Below are 20,712 nucleotides of genomic sequence, written 5' to 3' on the forward strand. Positions count from 1 at the left end.
CGCACATTTCGTCACCTGTCAAGCAGGTGACGATTCGGCTGCACGCCCGACGGCCGGTACGGCACACCTCTCACTTCGTAACCCGTTTGACTGGTGACTCTGAGCGTGAGACAGTCACCTCGCCCCGCTCCCGGCGGCCGCCTCGCAGCGGGAGTTCCCCAGCGGAGACCGCCACGCCGCGAACCACCACCACGGAGGCTCACATGATCAGCAGGCGCACCTTCAACAAGGCCGTAGGACTGGGAACAGGCGCGGCCGCCGTCTCGCTGACCGGCATGCCGAGCGCCTCCGCCGCCCCGCGTCCCACCCCCGCGCCGACCGTCCCGGAGGTGACCCCCGGCACCCACACCTCGTTCACCAGGCTGAAGCAGGTCAGGGCCGGCGTCCTGAACGTCGGGTACGCCGAGGCGGGTCCCGCGCACGGCCCGGTCGTCATCTGTCTGCACGGCTGGCCCTACGACATCCACAGCTTCGTCGACGTCGCCCCGCTGCTGGCAGCGCAGGGGTACCGGGTGGTCGTCCCGTATCTCCGCGGCCACGGCACGACGGCCTTCCTGTCCTCCCGCACGGTCCGCAACGCGCAGCAGTCGGCGGTCGCCCTGGACATCATCGCCCTGATGGACGCCCTCAAGATCGAGCAGGCCCTCCTCGCCGGCTTCGACTGGGGCTCGCGCACCGCCGACATCGTCGCGGCCCTGTGGCCCGAACGCGTCAAGGGGCTGGTGTCGGTGAGCGGGTACCTCGTCACCGACGTCGAGGCCCAGAAGAAGCCGCTGCCTCCCGCGGCCGAACACACCTGGTGGTACCAGTACTACTTCTCCACCGAGCGGGGCCGCCTCGCCATGGAGGACGAGCAGAACCGGCACGACCTGTGCCGTCTCGTCTGGCAGACGGTCTCCCCGACCTGGCAGTTCGACGACGCCACCTTCGAACGCACCGCCAAAGCGTTCCAGAACCCCGACTACGCGGCCATCGTGATCCACAACTACCGCTGGCGGCTCGGCCTCGCCGACGGAGAACGGCGCTACGACCGCTATGAGCGCCTCCTCGCCACGCGACCCGTGATCGAGGTGCCCACCATCACCCTCGACGCCGAGCGCGACCCGTTCACGCCTCCCGGCAACGGCGCTTCGTACCGCGACCGCTTCACCGGCGCCTACGAGCACCGCACGCTGAACGGCATCGGCCACAACCTGCCACAGGAGGCGCCCTCCGCCTTCGCCCAGGCCGTCGTGGACGTCGACCACTTCTGAGAGCCCCTGCTGCCGGGGCGTCGATTCGATGCATCCGGCGGCAGGCGAGGAGCGGTCGTCCGAGCACACCCCCCGAGTGCGAGGACGGCCGCTCCGTCGTGTCGCGGCCCCCTCCTCCGCCACCGGACATCCGGCCGCAGCCGCGGCAGCGGACCCGGCGCGGACCGCGTCAGCCGAGCTTGGTCACCTGGTAGTGGGAGATGGACCAGCGGTCGGCCACCCGCTTGAGCACGACGCTGAGAGTGACGTGGATGGCGGGCCGGTCGGTGAAGCCGAAGTCGACGTCGAGATACCCGAGCAGGACATCGTCCGCGAGGCTCCGCGTCTCCAGCACCCGGTACTCGGCCGTCAGCCCGATCGGCTGGGAGTCGTAGTACGTGAAGACTCCCTGCCGGCCGACGCTGTAGGGATGGAGCCCCTGGAAGATGGCGTCCTCGGTGAAGAGTGCCGCGACCTTCTCCGGCTCGTGCGCGTCGACCGCGGTCTTCCACTGGTCCACGACGCCACGCAGGACGGCTTCTTGTGCTGCTGTGCCGCTCATCGGCATTCTCCTCTTGCTGGAGGGGCGGGAGGGGCGGGCCATGGGTCCGCACCCCTGTGGGTCAGGCGGTGGGGCCGGTGGCGCCCGGGTCGTTCGGGTGCGGCTGCAGGGCGGTGATCTCGGCGGTCATCCACGGCCACAGGGGCAGCGTGCCGAGCACGTTCTCACGCAGGTCGGCCTCGTCGTCCGCGCGCCACACCCCGATGCTGCGCAGCTCACCCACCGGGCGCCACAGCCGGAACAGGTGTCCGGTGCCGGCCAGTTCCCCGGCCCGGACGGATTCGGCGGCGCGTCGCCGGTCGGCCTCGGCGGGCTCGGTGCCCTCGGGCACGGTCGTGGTGAGCACGACCAGGAACTCCTTCATCGTCGTTCGTCCTCTCTCGTCCGCGGGGGATCAGGCGGCGGCCTTGAGGGCGGTGGCGACCTTCACGACCCGCTCAGCCTGGATGCCGGCGGCGAGACGCGTGACCTCACCGACGGGCTTGGTGCCCTGTCCGTCGGCGTGCGAGGTGCCGTAGGGGTTGCCGTCGACGAACTTCTGCGGGTCGGTGAAGCCCGGCGTGACCGCGATGCCGCCGAAGTGGTGGACGGAGTTGTACAGCGCGAGCAGCGTGGATTCATGGCCGGCGTGGTCCGTGGCGGTGGAGACGAAGCCGCTGTAGACCTTGTTCGCGAGCTTGCCCTCGGCCCAGAGGCCGCCGAGCGTGTCGATGAACTGCTTCAGCTGCGAGGAGACGTTGCCGAAGCGGGTCGGCGTGCCGAAGAGGACGGCGTCGGCCCACTCGATGTCCGCCGGGGTGGCCTCGGGGATGTCGGCGATGGCCGCGTGGTGGGCGGCCCAGGCCGGGTTGGAGTCGATGGCGGCCCGGGGGGCCAGTTCGGCGACCTTGAGGAGACGGACCTCGGCACCCGCCTTGACACCGGCGTCGTGCAGCTCCTTGGCGATCTGCGTGATCGTGCCGGTGGACGAGTAGAAGACGATGGCGAGCTTGATCGGAGTGGACACGGGATTTCTCCATCTCGGGGGGACTGCGCCGACCTCTTGAGTCGACCGGTCACCTAAGCTAGACGACCGGTCTACTTGCGTCAAACGGCGGCAACGGCCGGGCGGAGCTCCCGCGCCGGTCACATGTAGGCCCCGCTCGACAGGTGTGAGCGTGCGCGAGACGCTGACACCCGACACCTCCGCATGTGCACCCGGTCGTGGGTAGCATGCGCATCACCACCCATGACGAGGGAGTGAACGGTTGTGACCAGCCAGTCAACCGCCACCCTCCGGTCGCGGTACGTCGAACAGGCCGCGTCGGATCTGGAGGAGAACCGCCGACGACAGCAGGAGCTGGTCCAGAGCATCAAGATGCTGAAGCGGGAGGAAGCCCTCCTCGCCGACATCCTGGCGCTCGCCGAGCGGCACGTGGGCGACGTCGGCGAACCGTCGGCCCTCCCCGGGCAGGCGCAGGAGGAACCCGCGGTCCGGCCGGCCGTGCCGGCCAGGGGCCGGCACGGCGCGCGGAGGAGGAAGGCGAGGGGGAGGTCGCGGCAGCCGCTGCTCTCGGACATCCTGCTGGACCTGCTCCGCGCGCAGGACCAGCCACGTCCGGCGAAGGAACTGAGGGACGAACTCCTCGCCGAGCACCCGGACCGGACCCCGACCCCGCAGGTCGTGCGCAACACGCTGGAATCGCTCGTGGCCAAGGGACACGTCCGCCGTCACAAGAACGAGCGATCGGTGACGTACGCCGTCGCCTGAAGGGACGAGGCGTCAGGGCCCGCGCGAGCGACGCCAGTCGGTCCGAGGGGCGCTGCATCACTGGTCCGGATCACTGGTTCGGGCACTTTGATATCGTCGCGTCATGACTGCTCCGGACACGGTCGACGGGGACACCTCGACGGTGACGCTGCGCCGCAAGATCGTCCTCGCCGCTGCCGACGTGCTGGAGAAGGGGGGCCTGGACGCCGTGTCCACACGGGCCGTCGCGGCGCGGGCCGGCGTGTTCCCGCCGACGATCTTCCGGCTCTTCGGGGACAAGCGCGGTCTGCTGGAGGCGGTGGGCGAGTACGGTTTCGAGACCTACCTGCTCGCCGAGAGCCGCCTGCCCAGGAGCGACGACCCGGTCCAGGACCTGCGCCGCGCCTGGGACCTGCACATCGGCTTCGGAATGCGGCAACCGGGCTTCTACCTGCTGGTGTTCGGGCGGTCCCGACCCGGACACCTGTCGCGTGCCGGCCGGAAGGCCGTCGCGGAGCTGCAGCACATGATGACCCGCGTGGCGGCGGCCGGACGGCTGCGCATGAGTGTGGAACGCGCGGCGGCCGTGATGCACGCCGCGGGCGTGGGCGTGGTCTCGACGATCATCAATGCCCCGCCGGAGTCGTGGGACCTGGAGGCCGTCGACACGACGCGCGACATCGTCTTCGCCGCCGTCACCACTCCCCCCGCGGCCGATCCGGGGCACGGCGGAGCGGGGGGCGGCACGGCCGGTCCGGCCATGGCCCTGCGCGCCGCGCTGGCACGGGAGAACACCTCTGCTCTGCGGGCCGCGGAGAAGGCCCTGCTGCTGGACTGGCTCAACCGCCTGGCCGACGAGAAGCCGGTAAGCGCCTGAGGAAGGTCCCCGGGCTCGCGGGCGTACGGCCAGGGGACCGGACGCGGTTGCCAGGAGGGCGGCGCCGGGCGAGAAGACCTCCTTCACCAGCGGAATCCCGGTCCTCTCCCGTCACTCCCCCGGCCAGGCGCCGCCCGGCATCGGGCCCGTGGTCGCTTCAGTCGCTGTCCGGCGGGCCGGACGCATCCGACCTGCTGATTTCGGTGGCATGTGCTGCACCCCGTCCGGGTCCGTATTCGCTAGGCTGTGCCCATAGTTCAGTCGCTTCAGTCGCTGATTGGGGGGCGAATGCCTGCGGACCCGCAGCCTTCGTGCAGTCGCTCGCGGCGCCCCCGCACCGGATCACGCATCGTTCGTGTGTGTCTCGCCACCGGTGGCATGCGGACGTGGTACGCGGGTGGAGGGTGTCCGTGATCTCCTCCGGGAACGAGGCACTGTTCGAGTTCGGCCCCGAGGCGGTCGCCGCGCGGAAGCGGGGCCGGGACACCGTGGTGCCCGTTCCGGCCCAGTCCGATCCCCGGCGGGTGCCGGTGGACGGGGTCCCGGCGGCCGGACTGCTGCCGGACACGCTGTCGGACCGCGGTAACGCCAAGCTGTTCGTGAAGTTGTACGCGAGCGACTTCCGGCACGTGCCGGGTATCGGCTGGTACCGGTGGAACGTCACCCACTGGCAGATGGACGAGGACGACACGGTCCTGTGGGCCGCCGGTGATCTCGCGGAACACATCGCGGTACAGGATTCCCGGGGTGTCTTCACCAGCAGCGCGTTGCAGCAGCACCGTCGCCGCGCACTGTCCACCACCGGTATCAACGCGATGCTGACGCAGGCGAAGTCCGCGCCCGGCATGGTGCTGAACGCGGCGCTCCTGGACGCCGACCCGTACGCCCTGTGCACCCCCGACGGCATCGTGGACCTGAGGACCTCCCTTCTGAAGTGCCCTGACCCCGGCAAGGACTTCCACTCCCGGTCCACCAGCGTGGGACCGGAGCACCGGCCGACCCCGCGCTGGGACCGCTTCCTGACCGACACCTTCGGTGACGACGCCGAGGGACGGGAGATGATCTGCTACCTGCAGTTGCTCCTGGGGTATTCCGTCACCGGGGACGTCGGCGGGCAGGTACTGCCGTTCCTCTTCGGGTCCGGCAAGAACGGCAAGTCGGTGCTGCTCGACGTGCTGATGAAGCTCCTGGGTGACTACGCCGACGCCGCACCGCCGGGCTTCCTGATGTCACGGCCGTACGAGGGGCACCCCACGGATCTCGCGGAGTTGCACGGCCGACGGGTCGTCGTCTGTTCCGAGGTGAAGCCCGGTGACCGGTTCGACGAGGCACGTGTGAAGCTGCTGACGGGCGGGGACCGGATCAAGGCACGCCGGATGCGGCAGGACTTCTTCAGTTTCCAGCCGACGCACAAGCTGTGGTTGCTGGGCAACCACCGGCCGGAGGTGGGCACCGGCGGGTTCGCCTTCTGGCGGAGGATGCGGCTGATCCCCTTCGAGCGTGTGGTCGCCGACGACCACAAGATCGACAATCTGGCGGACATCCTGGTCACCGAGGAGGGCCCTGGCATCCTCGGCTGGCTGATCGACGGTGCCCGCCGCTATCTGGCCGGTGACCGCGACCTGGCCGGTCCGGAGCGTGTCCGTATCGCCACCACCGCCTATGCGGAGACCGAGGACCACACGGGCCGGTTCTACGACGAGTGCTGTGTCCTGGCTCCTGATCTCCGCGCCGAGCAGACCACCCTCTACGCCGCCTACAAGACCTGGTGCCGGAACGAAGGGGCACCGGCCATGTCCTCGCGGGCGTTCGCCGCGCGTACGCGCGAGCTGGTCGGACTCGCCTCCCCCAAGGAGATGATCCTGTCCAACCAGCGCAAGCACTACCCGGGCATCGGACTGCTCACCGAGTCGGGGCGGGGCGCCCCCTCGTGAGCTGCCGGGCGGGCGCGGGCCGAGGCGGCGGTCACCGTCGGTGCGGGTCGTCGTCGGGGAGCCATACGTCCGGATCGTCGAGGCCGAGGTCGCCGACTCCCTCCGTGAGGGCGTCCACGGTGCTGAGCACGGCCGCGCGTTGCTCGTCGCGGCGCCACACCAGGGACCACGTCCAGTAGACCTTCGGTCCGGAGACGGGGCGCGCGACCAGATCGGGGGGCAGCGATGTCAGTGTGCCTTGGGGCTGTTGAGGATCGGGCGGCGCGCACGGCGCACGTGGTCGAAGAAGCCCGGACCGGTGATGCCGCCGTCGGAGATGCGCACCGCACGGGCCCCGGTGTCCCGGGCCAGCCGCTCGGCGTAGACGTTCCAGGACGACCAGGTCGTGACGTCGGTGTCCGTCAGGACGAGGAGGTCCCGGGCGCGGATGTCGTCCGACCGGCGGTCCGCGGAGACCGCGTACAGGCGGTCCGCGCCGATGAGCCGGGCGTTGAGCCCGCGTTCGTCCAGGTCCTGCCGGCGGACCCAGCACACCGCGAGGTCGAGGCTGCCGTCCGCGACCCGCGCGGCCTGGGTGTGCGAGGGCGCGATCCAGGCGTCGACGTGCACCCGGGCCACCGCCGAGGTCCGGGCGGTCAGGTCCGGCGGCAGCCAGTTGACGTAGCCGATCCGGACGGATTCCGAGCCGGCGATCCTGGCGGCGCGGTTCCGGAGGTCGTCCGCGCGCTCCAGCAGGTCACGTGCGTGCGGGAGAAGCGCCGCACCGGCGGCCGTGAGGGCGACCGAGCGGCGGTCGCGGTCGAAGAGCCGTACGCCGAGGTCGCGTTCCAACGCCTTGATCTGCTGGGACAGCGACGGACCGGCTATCAGCAGCCGGTCCGCGGCACGCCCGAAGTTGAGATCCTCGGCCACCGCTACGAAGTACCGCAACTGACGCAACTCCATGAGGCCCATGCTACGGAGCGGCGGTCGGCAGGACAGCCCCCGGTGCCCCCGCGCGACGTGTTGGCTCCCAGCTGGTAGGCAGAGGCTCCTACCGCAGGTCAGAAGGGGTGGCGCGAGGCAATGAACGCGGTGCGGGCCGGAATTTAGTAGACCGGTCGTCTGGTTGTGCTCGGTGACCGACCCACAGAGGCCGGTCGGGACCACCACCGTCACACCGAATGCGAAGAAGGCAGTCAATGAGCAACTCCGGCAAGAAGGTCGCCGTCATCACCGGTGCTTCCCAGGGCATCGGCGCGGGCCTGGTCGAGGCGTACCGCAAGCGCGGTCATGCCGTGGTCGCCACCTCGCGGACCATCGCCGCCTCGGACGACCCGGACGTCGTCACCGTGCAGGGCGACATCGCCGACCCCGCCACGGCCGAGCGCGTCGCCGCCGCCGCGATCGAGCGGTTCGGCCGCATCGACACCCTCGTCAACAACGCCGGCATCTTCGTCGCCAAGCCGTTCACCGAGTACACCCAGGAGGACTACGACGCGGTCACCGGCGTCAACCTGAGCGGGTTCTTCCGGATCACCCAGCTCGCCGTCGAGCAGATGCTCCGTCAGGGCGGCGGCCACATCGTTCAGATCACCACGAGCCTGGTCGACCACGCACTCTCCGCGGTGCCCTCGGTGCTGGCCTCCCTGACCAAGGGCGGCCTCCAGTCCGCCACCAAGGCCCTGGCCGTCGAGTACGCCACCCGGGGCATCCGCAGCAACGCCGTCTCGCTGGGCGTCGTCAAGACCCCGATGCACTCGGAGGAGTACTTCGAGACGTTCGCCGCCCTGCACCCGGTCGGGCGGATGGGCGAGATCAGCGACGTCGTCGACGCGGTCCTCTACCTGGACGACGCCCCGTTCGTCACAGGCGAGGTCCTGCACGTCGACGGCGGCCAGAGCGCCGGTCACTGACGCCGGGTCCGGCGGCCGCCCTCCCGGTCCGACGCCGCCGGAGCACATGGACGGGCCGCTGGTCACGGGTGTGATCAGCGGCCTGTTCGGCTGTTCCAGGAGGTGCCGTCCGAGAGGGGCGGCGGCGCGTCCGAGTGCGGATGGGCGAACGGCCGCGTCTCCCGGACCACCCGGGTCCGCGGGGGAGCGGTCAGCTCGCCCGGCTGTGCCGGCGGGCCCGGTAGGCGGCGGCCTTGACCCGGTTGCCGCAGGTCCTCATGGAGCACCATTCCCGCCGGGGGCCACGCGAGCGATCGATGTAGACCTGTGTGCACTCCGGGCGGGAGCACTCGCGCAGCAGTGCGCCCTCCCCTCCGCCCAGGATCTCCACCGTCTCCCGGGCGAGAACCACCAGGGCCTGCGAGACGGAGCCCACACGGCGGCGCGTGCTGTCGGCGGCGAGCTGCACCCTGACGGGCAGTCCGGCCGCCTGCCGGTTCACCTCGGCGAGCGCCGCGGCCGGCAGCGGTTCGCCCGCCAGGTGGGCCGCGACCAGGGAGTAGATGGCCTCACGCAGATCAACGGCGGTCGCGAGGTCGGCCTCGTCGGCACCGGGCGCCTCGTCGAGCATCCCGGACTCCACGAACCAGTCGTCGAGCGCCTCGGGACGTGCGAGCATCTCCGTCGGTGTCTCGTTACGGCGTGCCCGCAGCGTTCCGACGAAGTCGAGGAAGAGCGTCCCGCAGGGAAATGCATGAGTCACGTCACCATTTTGGATGGTGACGAGGGAAAATGCAAAGGCCCCTGATCGCGTGCTCACACCCGCCGTCGGCGGCCCCCCATGCCCCGGCGGGCACAGACGTCACGGTATCGGATCAGTCGCCGCGCGGCCCCGGCCGCCGCCGCCGACCCGGGTGAGGCCGTGATCACGGCGGCTACGATGACCGTATGCCTGCCAAACGCCCTTATGTCTCCCCCTTGCGGCAACAGGCTGCCGCCCGCACCCGCGCGGAGATCCTGCGGTGCGCCACCGGCCTGTTCGCCGAACGCGGTTACGGCAGGGTCACCGTGGCGGACATCGCCTCGGCGAGCGGGGTCTCCGCCAAGACCGTCTTCGCCAGCGTGGGCAGCAAGGGCGACATCCTGAACGAGATCGTCGACCAGGGCGTGGTCGCGTCGGACTACGAGAAGACCATGGGGCAGGTCCTCACTCTGCGTGCGCCGGAAGCCGTACTGGAGGCGTTGGCCCGGGGCACACGGGCCGGCAACGAGGGACAGTTCCAGGTCCACGAAGCGATCCGGGCGGCCCTGCCCGTCCACGAGAACGGCGAGGCCCTGTGGGAACGGGCGACCTCCGCCTACCGGGAGGCCCTGCGGACGGCCGCTCGTCATCTGCACACCCTGACACCGGCGCCCGACCGCCCCGTGGAGGAGACGGCGGACCTCCTCTGGTTCTGGTTCGGTCCGACCGGCTGGCGCACCCTGGTGATCGAGAACGGCTGGTCCTGGGAGCAGGCCGAGGCCTTTCTGCTGCACACGGCCGTCGCGACCCTGCTCCGCCGCACATCCGTGCCGTAGCCGGTGCGCAGGTCCCCGGCCGAGCCGGGACGGCCGTTGTGCGCGTGGACGGTCAGGACGGCCACGACCGCCTCCGGCGAGGTGCCGGCCGACTCTCCCCTGTTCGTCGGTCGGTGTGCGCCGGCTCACCGCACACGTGTCGGTCTCCTCCGGCCGGGTGTGGTGCACCGAGCGGAGAACACACATGGTTCACACCGTGGTGTCGTGCGGCAGCGTTCCGGCGGCCCGGGCCGCTCGCGCCGTGACCTCGGAGGCGGCTCGTGCGGCCCGGCCGGTCACCCGCCAGGACAGCATGCGCATCCCGGCGGCCGGTCCGGGGGGAAAGACGCCCAGCTGACCGAGCATGGTGATGTCGTCCCGCACGGCTTCGTGCCGGACGACCTTGCCGTCGCGAAGGTCCAGTACGTGGATCTGCTCGAAGTCGATCTCCCGTCCGGTCGGGGGTACGACCTGGTCGACCGCCTCCTCCTTGAAGAGGACGAAGGCGCCGGTGTGACGGCCCTGCATGCGCAGCCGCACCCAAGCCCGCGAGTCGCCGGTGAGGATGTCGGTGACGGGCAGCCGGAGGTCGCTGAACGCGGACCGCATCCACGCGCTGGAGGCGAGCACTCCTGCGGGACCGGGGATCCGGCACGCTGGAGGAGACACCGCGGCTTCGCGGTTGTGGAACTCGTCGTGGACGACTTCGGCGGCCAGCGCCGGGTCACCGGTCTCCAGGACCTTGAACAGCGCGTGCCCGAGGTCGGAGGCGTGCATGGCCATGGGTCTTGCCTTCCCTCTGCGATGGGCGGACGGACGCCCGAGAGGCCCCGTCCAATTAGGGTTACAGACTACCTATTGAATAGTCAGTGCATAGCAACCCCGACGGGGCCGCGCCTCCGCAGCCGGGCGCCCGAGCGGCGGGTGGTCAGCGGCCGGGGAACCGCTGCGTGATCTCCTGGAGCACCCAGCCGTTGCCGTCCGGGTCGCTGAAGGTGGCGTACGAGCCGTAGCTGGCCCGCTCCGGGTGCGGGCCGGCGATCCGCTCCTGGCCCTGGCCGTCGTGCACGACGTCCCCGGCGTCGTGCCCGTGGAAGAAGACGCCCTTGCCGTCGTGGAACACCTCGCTCACCTCGATCCCGCGGCCGACGAGGTCCGCACGGGCCTCTTCGATGTCCGTGACGACGAGGTACAGCCCCTGGGCCGAACCCGGCTCGGCCGTGGTGAGGCCCTTGCCGAAGATGATGGAGGCCTCGGAGCCGGGCGGCGTGAGGTGGACGACCCGGTAGTCGTCGGTGACGTCCTTGGCGAGGTCCAGCCGGAACCCCGCCTTCTCGTAGAAGGCCCTGGCGCGGTCGACGTCCGAGACGGGCAGGACAAGGAGCTCCAGCTTCATGGTCATTTCTCTGATCACTTTCGTTTTCGTTGTACGCGTCGCGGCTCTTGCCCGGTGAGCGGGCAGGTCAGGCCAGGTAGAAGTCCTTGCGTGCGGCCACGAACTCCTCGACCGTCCGGCCGGGCGCACCGGTCAGACGCTCGACGGCGTCGGAAGCCCGGTCGTAGCGGTTCTGCTGGTGCAGGCGGCACATGGTGACGATGTGCTGCTCGATGTGTGGCGACAGACCGATCGTGGAGAGCACCTCCTCGCGCCACCGCTCCAACGGCACGTCCACGTACGACACCTGCCGGCCCAGCGCCTTCGAGAAGGCCCCGGCCATCTCCGTCATGTCGACCGTACGCGGGCCCGTCAGTTCGTAGACGTGCCCCACGTGCGCGGCGGGCTCGCGCAGCACGGTCGCGATCACCCTGGCGACGTCGTCCGCGGCGACCGGCGAGGTGCGTCCCGCGCCGAAGGGCAACTCGATGGTGCCCCGCGCGCGGATCGTCTGCGCCGGAAGCGCGGTGAACAGCGGGTTGTCCAGGAAGGACGTCGGCCGGACGTGGACGACGGGCAGGCCGGACCAGTCGAACACCTGCTCCGCCAGCCAGTGCAGCCGCTGCTGGTGGGACTCGGCCGTGCTGGTGGCGGTCATCTGCGACACCGTCATCTGCGACAGGTCGACCAGGGCCTCCAATGTGCCGTACCCCCGCGCGACGCTCGCCACGACGGTCGCCGCGAGAAGGTGGTCCGGTGAGACGGGCATGGCGAAGTACATGCTCCGGGCGCCCTCCAGGGCGGCCGCGACGGTCTCGGGCCGTGTGAGATCACCCAGGACGACCTCCGCCCCGAGGGCGCGGAACCGCGCGGCCCGGTCGTCGTCCCTGCGGACCATGACACGCACGGGTACGTCCTGTGCGCGCAACCTCTCGACGACCTTGCGGCCCACGCCGCCCGCACCTGTGATGAGGGTGGGGTGATGGGTAGCCATAGGCTCCGTCTCCTTCTTCGTGAATGGGTCAGATCGCGCTTCGTGAATGGTCAGATCGCGCGCTTCGCCGCGTGGAACACGCCGCCCCCAATTAGGAGCATATGCTCGTATCCGGGAGAGGGCAAGCATCAGCCTCCTCTCACCGGGCCGACGACGGCGTCGTCGGAGCAGGGCCGGGGGTTCCGGTCCCGGTACACGAGGCTCACACCGGGTGTCCCGGCACCGTTCACATCCCGTGCGGTGTCCTGCTGTGAGATCCCGGTGTGATCAAGACTTTCGTGAAGCGTCTCGTCATAGGCGGCCTGGCGGCGGCGATGACGGGTACCGTGACCGTCGCCGCCCCGGTGGCCGCGGCGGTGCCATCCGCACGGGTGACCGACCCCGCGAGCTACGTGGACCCGTTGATCGGCTCCTCCGGGGGCGGCAACACGTACCCCGGGGCGGTCCGGCCGTTCGGCATGATCTCCTGGAGTCCGACCAACACGGCGGGTGATCAGACGAACGCCGCCGGCGCCAACGGGTACACGTACGACACCCCGCGCGTCCGCGGCTTCGGCCTCACCCACGTCAACGGCGCGGGGTGCCACCCCGGAGCCGCGGGCGACATCCCGGTCATGCCCTTCGTCGGCGCCGTCACGTCCTCCCCCACCGCCGACGTCAGGGACGAGATCTACGCCTCAGGCTTCAGCCACGACAACGAGAAGGCCGAACCGGGCCGCTACACCGTGAAGCTCGACTCGGGCGCAACGGCGGACCTCGCGGTCACCACCCGCGCGGGCGTCGGCGAGTTCACCTTCCCCCGGGGCTCCGACGCCAACCTGCTGTTCCGTGTCTCCAACTCCCTCAACGGCAGCGAGGACGCGGAGATCGACATCGACCCCGGCCACCGCACCGTGACGGGCTCCGTACTGACCGGCGCGTTCTGCGGCCGCCGCGCCAACGGCGGCACCAACAACCGCAAGAGCTACTACCGGCTGCACTTCGTGGCCACCTTCGACCGCGCCTTCACGAGCAACGGCACGTGGGTCGACAGCGACCTGCGCCCCGGAAGCACCTCCGCCGAAGGCGGCGAGGGCTACGCCACCGGAGCGGACCGCGCCGGCCGCGGATCCGGCGGCTACGTCGGCTTCGACACCTCCTCCGACGCCGACGTGCGCATGAGGGTGGGCATCTCCTACACCAGCCTCGCCGCCGCCGAGAAGAACCTCGCCCATGAGGTCGGCGAGCACGACGACGTCGGCTCCGTCGCCGCGGACGCCCGCCGCGACTGGAACCGTCAGTTGCGCTCGATCGAGGTGTCCGGCGGCGCCGACGACACCCGTACCGCCTTCTACACGGCGCTGTACCACGCCTTCCTCGAACCCAACGTCACCAACGACGTCGACGGCACCTACCCCGGCGCCGACCTGAAGACCCACCGGCTGCCGCACGGCCAGCACGCCCAGTACGGGAACTTCTCCGGCTGGGACGAGTACCGTGCGCGCACCCAGCTGCTCGCACTGCTCAAGCCGAAGGTCGCCGGTGACTTCGCCCAGTCCCTGTACAACCTGGCCCGGCAGAACGGCGGTGTCTGGGACCGCTGGGTGCACGTGAACGGTCCCACCCACGTGATGACCGGCGATCCCTCGGCCCCCGTCCTGGCGGGCTTCTACTCCCTCGGCGTCCGCAACTTCGACGTCCGCGGCGCCTTCGACTCGCTCGTGCGCCAGGCGACCGTCCCGCACCCCGACGGCCTGTCGGACAAGGGCTGCCCCGGGCAGTGCGAGGGCCAGCGCCCGAACCTCGCCGAGTACCTGCGCCTGGGCTACGCGCCCCAGGACGTCTGCCACTGCTGGGGCGGTGCGGCCGAGACCCTGGAGGACTCCGCCGCCGACTTCGCCCTCGCGGACTGGGCCAGGCGACTGGGCCGCACCGCGGACTACCAGTCCCTGATCCCGCGGGCGAGCTGGTGGCGCAACACCTTCAACCCCTCGGCCGCCGCCGACGGCGGCTACCAGCAGGCGCGCAAGGCCGACGGCACCTGGCAGTGGCCGTTCTCGCCGACCTCGGACACCGGGTTCGCCCAGGGGTCCAGCGCCACGTACACCTGGATGGTGCAGCACGACGTCTCGGGCCTGGCCGAGGCCATGGGCGGCAAGCAGCGGGCGGCCGGGCGGCTCGACGCGTTCTTCCACCGCGCCGACGGCTCCTGGGCGACCGGCGGCGACGCGTCGCGCTACGACCCGACGAACGAGCCCGGTATCCACACACCGTGGCTCTACAACGCCCTGGGTCAGCCGTGGAAGACGCAGGAGACCGTCCGGGCGATGGCCTCACGTGTCTACGGAACCGGCCCCAAGGGCCTTCCGGGCAACGACGACCTCGGCACGATGTCGGCCTGGTACGTGTTCGCCTCGCTCGGCATGTACCCGCAGACCCCGAGCCGCGCCGAGATGCTGCTGTCGAGCCCGGTGTTCCCGAAGGCCCGCATCAAGCGGGACGGCGGCGCCACCATCACCGTCACCTCCCCGCAGGCCTCCGCCGAGAACGTCTACGTGCGGAGCGTCCGGGTGGACGGCCGCCCGCAGACCCGGTCCTGGCTGGCGGAGTCGGTGCTCGACCGCGGGGGCGACGTCGTGGTGGACGTGGGTCCCACGCCGAACACCTCATGGGGCACCCGCCCGGGCGACCTGCCGGTGGACCACGTCCCCGCCGCCGGGACCCCGGTGCCCAACCTGCCCGCCCCGTGCACCGTTTCGGGATCCTCCTGCGCGCAGGACCTGAGCGGCCAGTACGACACCGACGGTGCGTCCACCGCGGACGCCAAGCAGCAGGGGAACCTGGACGGCAAGGGCTGGAGCTTCCCGGCGGACCAGTTGCCGGCGCCCGGACTCACCTCGGTCGGCGGGCACGACTACCGCATCCCCGAGACCTCGGGCACGGCCGGGAACTTCCTCGGCCTGCGCGGCCAGCGGACCTACCTGACCCCCGGCCGTTACTCCGCGCTCGACCTGCTCGTCACCGCCGTGAACGGTGACCAGCACGCCGACGTCACCGTCCGGTACACCGACGGCACCACCTCCACGGTGCCGCTCGCCGTCACGGACTGGGCCGGTACGACACCCCACTTCGGTGAGGAGACGGCGCTGACGGCGACCACCCGGTACCACGTCGACGGGACGGCGGACGGGCGGACCGTGCGGATCTGGCACGTGGCCCTGCCCGTCGACCCGAAGCGGACGGCGGAGTCGGTGTCCTCGACGGCGGTGAGCAACGTGAAGGTCTTCGCCCTGAGCGGCCGGGCCTGATCCCCGGGCCCCGGACGGCTTCCAGCGCGGCTGCCCGTCCGGGGCGTCACCCGGCCCCCTGGACCGGTCGGCCGGTCGGAACGCCTGCACGGACCGCCCGGACCCGAGAAACGTGTGTCGTGACGTGTGCCCGTCGGCGACGTCCGGTACGCAACGGCACCCTCACTTGAGGAGTTCCAGCAACCGGTCCGCCAGCACCCCGGCCGAGTGCGGGTTCTGCCCGGTGATGAGGTTGCGGTCCTCCACCATGTACGGCTCCCACATCGGTCCGCGGCTGAACTCCACGCCCACCTTGTCCTTCAGCTCGTCCTCCAGCAGCCACGGCGCCCTGGGGGCCAGTCCGACGGCCTCCTCCTCGTCATTGGTGAAACCCGTGACCCGGTAGCCCTTGAAGGGCGACTCACCGCGGATCCTGGTGGACAGCAGCGCGGCGGGCGCGTGGCAGACGATCGCGAGCGGCTTGCCCGAAGCCAGTTGCGCGGTCAGCAGCCGGCCGGCGTCGGCGTCGTACGCCAGATCCGACATCGGGCCGTGCCCGCCGGGCAGGTACACCGCGTCGTAGTCCTCCAGGCGGACGTCCGAGAGCTTCAGCGGCCGGCGCATCTCCTCCGCGGAGCGGATGATCGCCTCCAGCTCCAGGGCCCCGTCCTCGCCACCGGCCATGGACGGACGCAGGCTCATCATGTCGACATTCGGGGTCACACCCCCCGGTGTCGCCACCACGACCTCATGACCGGCTTGCGTGATCGCCTTGTACGGCATCGCGAATTCCTCGGCCCAGTAGCCGGTCGCGTACCGGGAACCGTCCTTGAGCACCCAGTACGTCGCCCCGCTCACGATGAACAGCACCTTGGCCATCAGCGCGTCTCCTCTTCGTCGACGATCTTTGTCCTGTGGGAGGACGCGGGCCTCTTCAGGCTAGGCACGACTCCGTTCGGGCGCACGCGGACCGGCACCCCGGGAAGGCCCGCGCGGTGCGAGCCGCGTACCGTGCCAGGCGGGCGGACGGCCACACGGGTGGCGGTGGGCGGCGAGCAGGCGGTCCACCGCACGCGCACGGCCCCCACCCGCCGCGCCAACCGCACCGCACCGACACCCGCCCGGAAGGACGAGCCCCGTGCTCACGTCGTACGCCGCCCACTTCGACACGCCCGCCGGGTACCTCGACTTCGCGCGCTTCGGACCGCCGTCGCGGGAGGCCGTGGCCGCGAGCGCGCGAGCCCTGGAGGAGTCCGCCACCGCCGACCACACCACCGTGGACGCCCTGATGCGTGCGGAAGAGGCCGCGCGGGACACGGCCGCCCGCCTCGCGGGCACCGACGCCCGGCACACCGTGCTGCTCCCGAACACGTCCACCGGCCTGTTCCACGCCGCTCTCGGCCTCCGGGAAGGCATGGTCCTCGCGCCGCGCACCGACTTCCCCGCAAACCACTATCCCTGGCACCGCACCTCGCGGCTGGGCCGGGCCACACCACGCTGGCTCGACCCGGCGCCCGGCGCCGGTGTCACCCCCGACCTGGTCCGCGCCGCGCTGACCGATGACGTGGTCGCCCTGTCCGTCAGCGCCGTGGACTTCCGTACCGGCTTCCGGGCCGACCTCGCGGCGCTGCGCGAGGCGATCGGGCCGGACCGGTTGCTGATCGTGGACGCCATCCAGGCATTCGGCGTGGCCGCGATGCCCTGGGACGCGGCCGACGTCATGGTCACGGGCGGCCAGAAATGGCTGCGCGCGGGATGGGCCACCGGTTTCGCCACGCTGTCGGACCGGGCGCTGGACCGCCTGGAGCCGGTCCTCACCGGATGGACGGGCGTGGAGGACGCCGGTCTCTTCGACGGAACGGCGCACCCGCCGGCCCCGGACGCCCGACGGTGGTCGATCACCCATCTCAGTCCGGTGACGGCCGCCGCGTTCGCGTCCGCGCTCGCCCTGGTCGAGCGGCACACCGTAGCGGCGATCGAGTCCGCGATCGCCGCGCGGATCGCCGAACTCTCCGACACCGTCCAGCGGTACGGGGGCCGTGTCCTCTCCTCCGCCGATCCGGCGCGGCGAGCGGGCATCCTCTCCTTCACCGTGCCGGGGCACGAACCGTCCCTCGTGGCGAAGGCGTTGCACGCCGAGGGGGTCACTCCGACGGTGCGCACCGACTCACTCAGGCTCTCCCCGCACGCCTCGACGCCGCCCGAGGTGTCCGACCGGGTCGCCGCCGCGCTGTCGTCGCTGCGGAACTGAGACCGCCGGCGGACCACGGCACGTCGCGCCCGGCCGGCCCGCGGTCTCCGGCCGCCGGATCGGTCCCGGGTGCGTCGGGTGGTGGCCGCCGGCCCGGGTGAGCGTCCGGCCGCGCGCCCGCAGGCTGCCGGCTACCAGGTCTGTTCGCCGGCGCGGACGAGGATCTCGTCGACGGCGAGCCTCGTCAGGTCGTAGACGGCCGTTCCGGGGCGGGCGACGCGTCCCTCGGTGGAGCTGATGGCGGCAGCGTCTGCCCGCTGCGCGGAATGCGGACCCCGGTCTCGGGACCCGGTCGGGCGGCCGCCTGGTCGTGCCGAAGGGGGGTGGCGGGGGTCTGTCAGCCGGACCGGAGCGACGGCGTGAGCGTGGCGGAGGCCGGTACGGCCGGCCCGACGCGCGCGGCGTTTCACCGGCCCGCCGAGGACTCGGCGGTCGCCCCGGGCTCCGCGCCCGGCGCGGGATTCGGTGCCGGCAGGGCGTCCGGGAACCCGATACGGAGCGCGGACGCGCTCAGCGCCGCGGCCAGCACGACGACGGCGGCCAGGAGCAGGGCCTGGTGATAGCCGTGGTGGAGCAGGGGCGCCGCCACCAGGGGGCCGAGGATCTGCCCGACGGAGTATCCAGCGGTCAGCAGGGCCACGGCACGGGGGAACCGCAGCTGCGTACCGGCCGCCAGCGCCAGCGTGCTCACGCCGATGAAGGTGGAGCCGAAGAGCACCGCGGAGATCAGCGCGGGCGCCACTCCCCCGACCAGTGCGGGCAGCGCGATGCCCACGGCCTGGACAACGAGCGCGGCCAGTAGCAGGTCCGGCCCGGACCAGCGGCGTCCCAGTCCCGCCCACACGGCGGAGGAGGGGACGGCCGCCAGACCCACCACCACCCAGGCACCGCCGCCGATCCAGCCGGGGGACGACTGGTTGATCGCCGCGACCAGGAAGGTGCCGGCGATGATGTAGCCGATCCCTTCCAGCGTGTAGGACACGAACAGAGCGCCGAACCAGCGGTGGGTGCGCGGCCCGGCCGTCCCCGGCCCCGGAGCCGAGGCCCCTGGAGCCGGCCGGGCGACGGGCTCCGGACGCAGGCCCCACGCGGCGAGCGTGAGCGCCGCGGCCAGCGCCGCGGAGGCCCACCACGCGGCCTGCCAGCTTCCGACCGTGCGCAGCGCGAGAACGAGCAGGCCGGAGAGGGCGATGCCGGCCCCGACCCCGCCGAAGGCCCAGCCGGGCAGGTGGGGCGGGTGGTCGCGCAGATGACCCAGCAGGGAACCGACGGCGATCACGAAGATCATCGCGCTGCAGAAGCCCGCACCGAGACGCAGCAGCAGCCAGGCGACGCCGCTGCGGGTCAGCGGCATCCCCGCCAGGGTGCCCACCAGTGCGAGCAGACAGCCACGCAGCACCGCCCGGGAACGCACCAGCCGCGGGGCGAAGGTACCGGCGAGCGCGCCGGCCAGATATCCCCCGTAGTTCGCGGTCGCGAGGTTCGCACCCGCTCCGGCCGACAGTCCGGCCTGTGCCTGCATCAGCGGGAGGACGGGGGTGTAGACGAAGCGGCCGACGCCCATCCCGGCCGCGAGCGCGGCGGCGGCCTGGAGGACGTGCGCCCACGGCGAACGGAGCGGGCCTCCCCGGGCCGAGGTCTCGACCGGCAAGGAGCCGGTGACCGGCCGCCCGCCGGCACCGGGAGCCATCGACACGTTGTTCCGCCTGCTTCCCATGCGGACCAGGCTGCGCCCGCTGTCCGGCGGAATCCAGGACCGGTTTCCTCCCAGCTGAGAACCCGAGCCTCCCAGAGACCGTGACACATGACAGCGGGGAAAGGTGTCCGCAACATGTTCCGTGGCCGCGTGTGGGGGCTGTCACTGGGGGGCATCACGCGAGCGGTGACGCGTGTGTCTCACAGCCCCAGGTCGAGCGCGAGGCAGGAGAAGTGGTTCCAGGCGCCCTCGGGGTTGTAGGAGGCGGCCGCCGAACCGTTCGGCTCGGCCTCCTTCTCCTCGACCATCTCATGGAAATGGACACGCTCGGGCAGCTTGCCGAAGCGGGCGTGACGTGCCGCTGCCGCCGCGTCCCATGCAGACTCAGTTCCCACGGTGACTTCCTTTCCTCGTCGCGGGCCGGTTCACCGGGTTCGATGACCGTAAGCCTGCACCTCCACGCGTAACCTGTCAATATGGTGACGCGGAACCGGATCCGTATGCGGCCGTGACCACCCGTGGGAGACACGCGAGAATCAGGCCATGGTCATGGCAAGGCGCTGGTACGCCTCTTCTCCCGTGGTGGACGGTCTGCCGTTGCTGGCGGAGCCGGAGTTCTGGGCCGCTCATCTGGTGGACCTGTACGACGGAGCGCTGGTGGAGTCCTTCGGTGTGGACCCGGCGGACGTCGAAGGCATGCTGGAGCGCTTGTGCGACAAGTCCGCCTGGCCGATGTTCCGGATCCCGCTCACGGGCGGACACAGCATCCTCGTGCACTACAACAGCGGGGAGGAGTACACGTCCACCGACTGCTTCATCGTCCATCCCGACTGGTGGACCGACGGCCTGGTCCTCGCCAGTACGGACGAGGACCGCATCGGCCCCGGCCTGTGCTGGCCGGAGCTGGCCGCGCTGATCGGCGCCCCGGGGGACGGGGAAGGAGTGACCGATCCGCACGCCCGGCTTCTCCTGTTGCTGCCCGCCCTGGGCGACACGGACGTCCCGGCCGAGGCCGTCACCCTGGTGCGGCGGGCGCTGATCGCCCAGGGCGGGCCCGACGACTGCGAGGCCCTGGCCCGCCACCTCCTGCGAGGACACCCCATGTGGGGAGCCGCCGCCTGGTCGTACGACGAGGACGAGCGCGCCTGGATCTGCGCGGGCGAACACAGTCCCCGCGGGACGCCACTGGGTGATCACCTCCCGGACGCACAGCGCACGGCCCTGGAGCACTGCCTCACGCCGGCGGGCGGCTGATCCGGTCAGGCGGCGCCGGCTTCCGCCGCCGACCCGGTCAGGCAACGCTCGGGCGGCTCGGCCTTCGGGAACCTCTCGCGAGTCCGCCGCTTCCTCCGTGGCGGCGGGGCA

19 protein-coding genes and 1 pseudogene are annotated in these 20,712 nt (G+C 71.4%); 9 read left to right on the plus strand and 11 right to left on the minus strand.

Going from position 1 to position 20,712, the window contains the following annotated elements:
• Positions 1-203: 203 nt before the first annotated feature.
• A complete protein-coding gene (locus C3492_RS37920; RefSeq protein ID WP_103817158.1) occupies positions 204-1,253 on the plus strand; it encodes an alpha/beta fold hydrolase in 1,050 nt (349 codons plus the stop codon).
• A 169-nt stretch (positions 1,254-1,422) separates the two neighbouring features.
• Here C3492_RS37920 and C3492_RS37925 read toward each other — a convergent pair whose 3' ends face one another.
• The 3 genes from C3492_RS37925 to wrbA form a co-directional block, all read right to left on the minus strand.
• Positions 1,423-1,794 (minus strand): SgcJ/EcaC family oxidoreductase, encoded by a 372-nt coding sequence (locus C3492_RS37925; RefSeq protein WP_103817159.1) that lies wholly within the window; start codon positions 1,792-1,794, stop codon positions 1,423-1,425.
• A gap of 61 nt (positions 1,795-1,855) precedes the next feature.
• Entirely contained in the window at positions 1,856-2,158 is a 303-nt protein-coding gene (locus C3492_RS37930; protein ID WP_103817160.1) for a muconolactone Delta-isomerase family protein, read from the minus strand.
• A gap of 30 nt (positions 2,159-2,188) precedes the next feature.
• Positions 2,189-2,800: an NAD(P)H:quinone oxidoreductase type IV gene (wrbA, locus tag C3492_RS37935; RefSeq protein WP_103817161.1), complete on the minus strand. Its 612-nt coding sequence runs from the start codon at positions 2,798-2,800 to the stop codon at positions 2,189-2,191.
• Between the two features lie 243 nt (positions 2,801-3,043).
• Here wrbA and C3492_RS37940 point away from each other — a divergent pair, with 243 nt between their 5' ends.
• From C3492_RS37940 to C3492_RS37950, 3 genes are all read left to right on the plus strand, one after another.
• On the plus strand, positions 3,044-3,544 hold the full coding sequence (locus tag C3492_RS37940) for a hypothetical protein (protein WP_103817162.1): 501 nt from the start codon (positions 3,044-3,046) through the stop codon (positions 3,542-3,544).
• 103 nt (positions 3,545-3,647) lie between these two features.
• Positions 3,648-4,400 (plus strand): TetR/AcrR family transcriptional regulator, encoded by a 753-nt coding sequence (locus C3492_RS37945; RefSeq protein WP_103817163.1) that lies wholly within the window; start codon positions 3,648-3,650, stop codon positions 4,398-4,400.
• Between the two features lie 410 nt (positions 4,401-4,810).
• The gene (locus C3492_RS37950; protein ID WP_103817164.1) at positions 4,811-6,334 is read left to right on the plus strand and encodes a phage/plasmid primase, P4 family; all 1,524 of its coding nucleotides are present in this window, start codon (positions 4,811-4,813) and stop codon (positions 6,332-6,334) included.
• Positions 6,335-6,365: 31 nt separating this feature from the next.
• Here the strand turns inward: C3492_RS37950 and C3492_RS46735 are convergent.
• Positions 6,366-7,288, minus strand: a pseudogene (locus tag C3492_RS46735) (LysR family transcriptional regulator).
• A gap of 227 nt (positions 7,289-7,515) precedes the next feature.
• Here C3492_RS46735 and C3492_RS37960 point away from each other — a divergent pair.
• Positions 7,516-8,229 (plus strand): SDR family NAD(P)-dependent oxidoreductase, encoded by a 714-nt coding sequence (locus C3492_RS37960; RefSeq protein WP_103817165.1) that lies wholly within the window; start codon positions 7,516-7,518, stop codon positions 8,227-8,229.
• Positions 8,230-8,419: 190 nt separating this feature from the next.
• On the opposite strand, the gene C3492_RS37965 is transcribed toward C3492_RS37960, so the two are convergent.
• Complete coding sequence (locus C3492_RS37965) at positions 8,420-8,971, minus strand: ABATE domain-containing protein (RefSeq protein WP_103817166.1); 552 nt, start codon at positions 8,969-8,971, stop codon at positions 8,420-8,422.
• Positions 8,972-9,156: 185 nt separating this feature from the next.
• Between C3492_RS37965 and C3492_RS37970 the strand changes: the two genes are divergently transcribed.
• The gene (locus C3492_RS37970) at positions 9,157-9,786 is read left to right on the plus strand and encodes a TetR/AcrR family transcriptional regulator (protein WP_103817167.1); all 630 of its coding nucleotides are present in this window, start codon (positions 9,157-9,159) and stop codon (positions 9,784-9,786) included.
• A 189-nt stretch (positions 9,787-9,975) separates the two neighbouring features.
• Here C3492_RS37970 and C3492_RS37975 read toward each other — a convergent pair whose 3' ends face one another.
• The 3 genes from C3492_RS37975 to C3492_RS37985 form a co-directional block, all read right to left on the minus strand.
• On the minus strand, positions 9,976-10,548 hold the full coding sequence (locus C3492_RS37975) for an ester cyclase (protein WP_103817168.1): 573 nt from the start codon (positions 10,546-10,548) through the stop codon (positions 9,976-9,978).
• A gap of 145 nt (positions 10,549-10,693) precedes the next feature.
• Positions 10,694-11,167, minus strand: a complete 474-nt coding sequence (locus C3492_RS37980) for a VOC family protein (protein ID WP_103817169.1) — start codon at positions 11,165-11,167, stop codon at positions 10,694-10,696.
• 61 nt (positions 11,168-11,228) lie between these two features.
• The gene (locus C3492_RS37985; protein ID WP_103817170.1) at positions 11,229-12,134 is read right to left on the minus strand and encodes an NAD(P)H-binding protein; all 906 of its coding nucleotides are present in this window, start codon (positions 12,132-12,134) and stop codon (positions 11,229-11,231) included.
• Positions 12,135-12,448: 314 nt separating this feature from the next.
• On the opposite strand from C3492_RS37985, the gene C3492_RS37990 reads away from it, so the two are divergent.
• A complete protein-coding gene (locus C3492_RS37990) occupies positions 12,449-15,421 on the plus strand; it encodes a GH92 family glycosyl hydrolase (RefSeq protein ID WP_103817206.1) in 2,973 nt (990 codons plus the stop codon).
• Between the two features lie 162 nt (positions 15,422-15,583).
• Here the strand turns inward: C3492_RS37990 and C3492_RS37995 are convergent, their stop codons facing one another.
• Entirely contained in the window at positions 15,584-16,279 is a 696-nt protein-coding gene (locus C3492_RS37995; RefSeq protein ID WP_181140759.1) for a type 1 glutamine amidotransferase domain-containing protein, read from the minus strand.
• Positions 16,280-16,538: 259 nt separating this feature from the next.
• Here C3492_RS37995 and C3492_RS38000 point away from each other — a divergent pair, with 259 nt between their 5' ends.
• Complete coding sequence (locus tag C3492_RS38000; RefSeq protein WP_103817172.1) at positions 16,539-17,651, plus strand: aminotransferase class V-fold PLP-dependent enzyme; 1,113 nt, start codon at positions 16,539-16,541, stop codon at positions 17,649-17,651.
• 406 nt (positions 17,652-18,057) lie between these two features.
• Here the strand turns inward: C3492_RS38000 and C3492_RS38005 are convergent, their stop codons facing one another.
• Both C3492_RS38005 and C3492_RS38010 read right to left on the minus strand, forming a co-directional pair.
• Positions 18,058-19,215 carry a YbfB/YjiJ family MFS transporter gene (locus C3492_RS38005; RefSeq protein ID WP_103817207.1) on the minus strand — a complete coding sequence of 386 codons (1,158 nt, stop codon included), beginning with the start codon at positions 19,213-19,215 and terminating at the stop codon, positions 18,058-18,060.
• A gap of 332 nt (positions 19,216-19,547) precedes the next feature.
• Positions 19,548-19,742, minus strand: coding sequence for a hypothetical protein (locus tag C3492_RS38010; protein ID WP_103817173.1), 195 nt, complete (start codon positions 19,740-19,742; stop codon positions 19,548-19,550).
• A 148-nt stretch (positions 19,743-19,890) separates the two neighbouring features.
• Here C3492_RS38010 and C3492_RS38015 point away from each other — a divergent pair, with 148 nt between their 5' ends.
• Entirely contained in the window at positions 19,891-20,601 is a 711-nt protein-coding gene (locus C3492_RS38015) for a hypothetical protein (RefSeq protein WP_146075778.1), read from the plus strand.
• Positions 20,602-20,712 lie beyond the last annotated feature (111 nt).

This window comes from Streptomyces sp. Ru62, assembly GCF_002920615.1.
In the GTDB taxonomy this organism is placed as follows: domain Bacteria; phylum Actinomycetota; class Actinomycetes; order Streptomycetales; family Streptomycetaceae; genus Streptomyces.

What these genes read in the sequence shown, in the direction of transcription:
- C3492_RS37920 (WP_103817158.1), top strand. Translation starts at nt 204, where the DNA reads ATGATCAGCAGGCGCACCTTCAACAAGGCCGTAGGACTGGGAACAGGC.
- C3492_RS37925 (WP_103817159.1), bottom strand. Translation starts at nt 1,794, where the DNA reads ATGAGCGGCACAGCAGCACAAGAAGCCGTCCTGCGTGGCGTCGTGGAC.
- C3492_RS37930 (WP_103817160.1), bottom strand. Translation starts at nt 2,158, where the DNA reads ATGAAGGAGTTCCTGGTCGTGCTCACCACGACCGTGCCCGAGGGCACC.
- C3492_RS37945 (WP_103817163.1), top strand. Translation starts at nt 3,648, where the DNA reads ATGACTGCTCCGGACACGGTCGACGGGGACACCTCGACGGTGACGCTG.
- C3492_RS37960 (WP_103817165.1), top strand. Translation starts at nt 7,516, where the DNA reads ATGAGCAACTCCGGCAAGAAGGTCGCCGTCATCACCGGTGCTTCCCAG.
- C3492_RS37970 (WP_103817167.1), top strand. Translation starts at nt 9,157, where the DNA reads ATGCCTGCCAAACGCCCTTATGTCTCCCCCTTGCGGCAACAGGCTGCC.
- C3492_RS37975 (WP_103817168.1), bottom strand. Translation starts at nt 10,548, where the DNA reads ATGGCCATGCACGCCTCCGACCTCGGGCACGCGCTGTTCAAGGTCCTG.
- C3492_RS37980 (WP_103817169.1), bottom strand. Translation starts at nt 11,167, where the DNA reads ATGACCATGAAGCTGGAGCTCCTTGTCCTGCCCGTCTCGGACGTCGAC.
- C3492_RS37985 (WP_103817170.1), bottom strand. Translation starts at nt 12,134, where the DNA reads ATGGCTACCCATCACCCCACCCTCATCACAGGTGCGGGCGGCGTGGGC.
- C3492_RS37990 (WP_103817206.1), top strand. Translation starts at nt 12,449, where the DNA reads ATGACGGGTACCGTGACCGTCGCCGCCCCGGTGGCCGCGGCGGTGCCA.
- C3492_RS37995 (WP_181140759.1), bottom strand. Translation starts at nt 16,279, where the DNA reads ATGGCCAAGGTGCTGTTCATCGTGAGCGGGGCGACGTACTGGGTGCTC.
- C3492_RS38005 (WP_103817207.1), bottom strand. Translation starts at nt 19,215, where the DNA reads ATGGGCGTCGGCCGCTTCGTCTACACCCCCGTCCTCCCGCTGATGCAG.
- C3492_RS38015 (WP_146075778.1), top strand. Translation starts at nt 19,891, where the DNA reads ATGGTCATGGCAAGGCGCTGGTACGCCTCTTCTCCCGTGGTGGACGGT.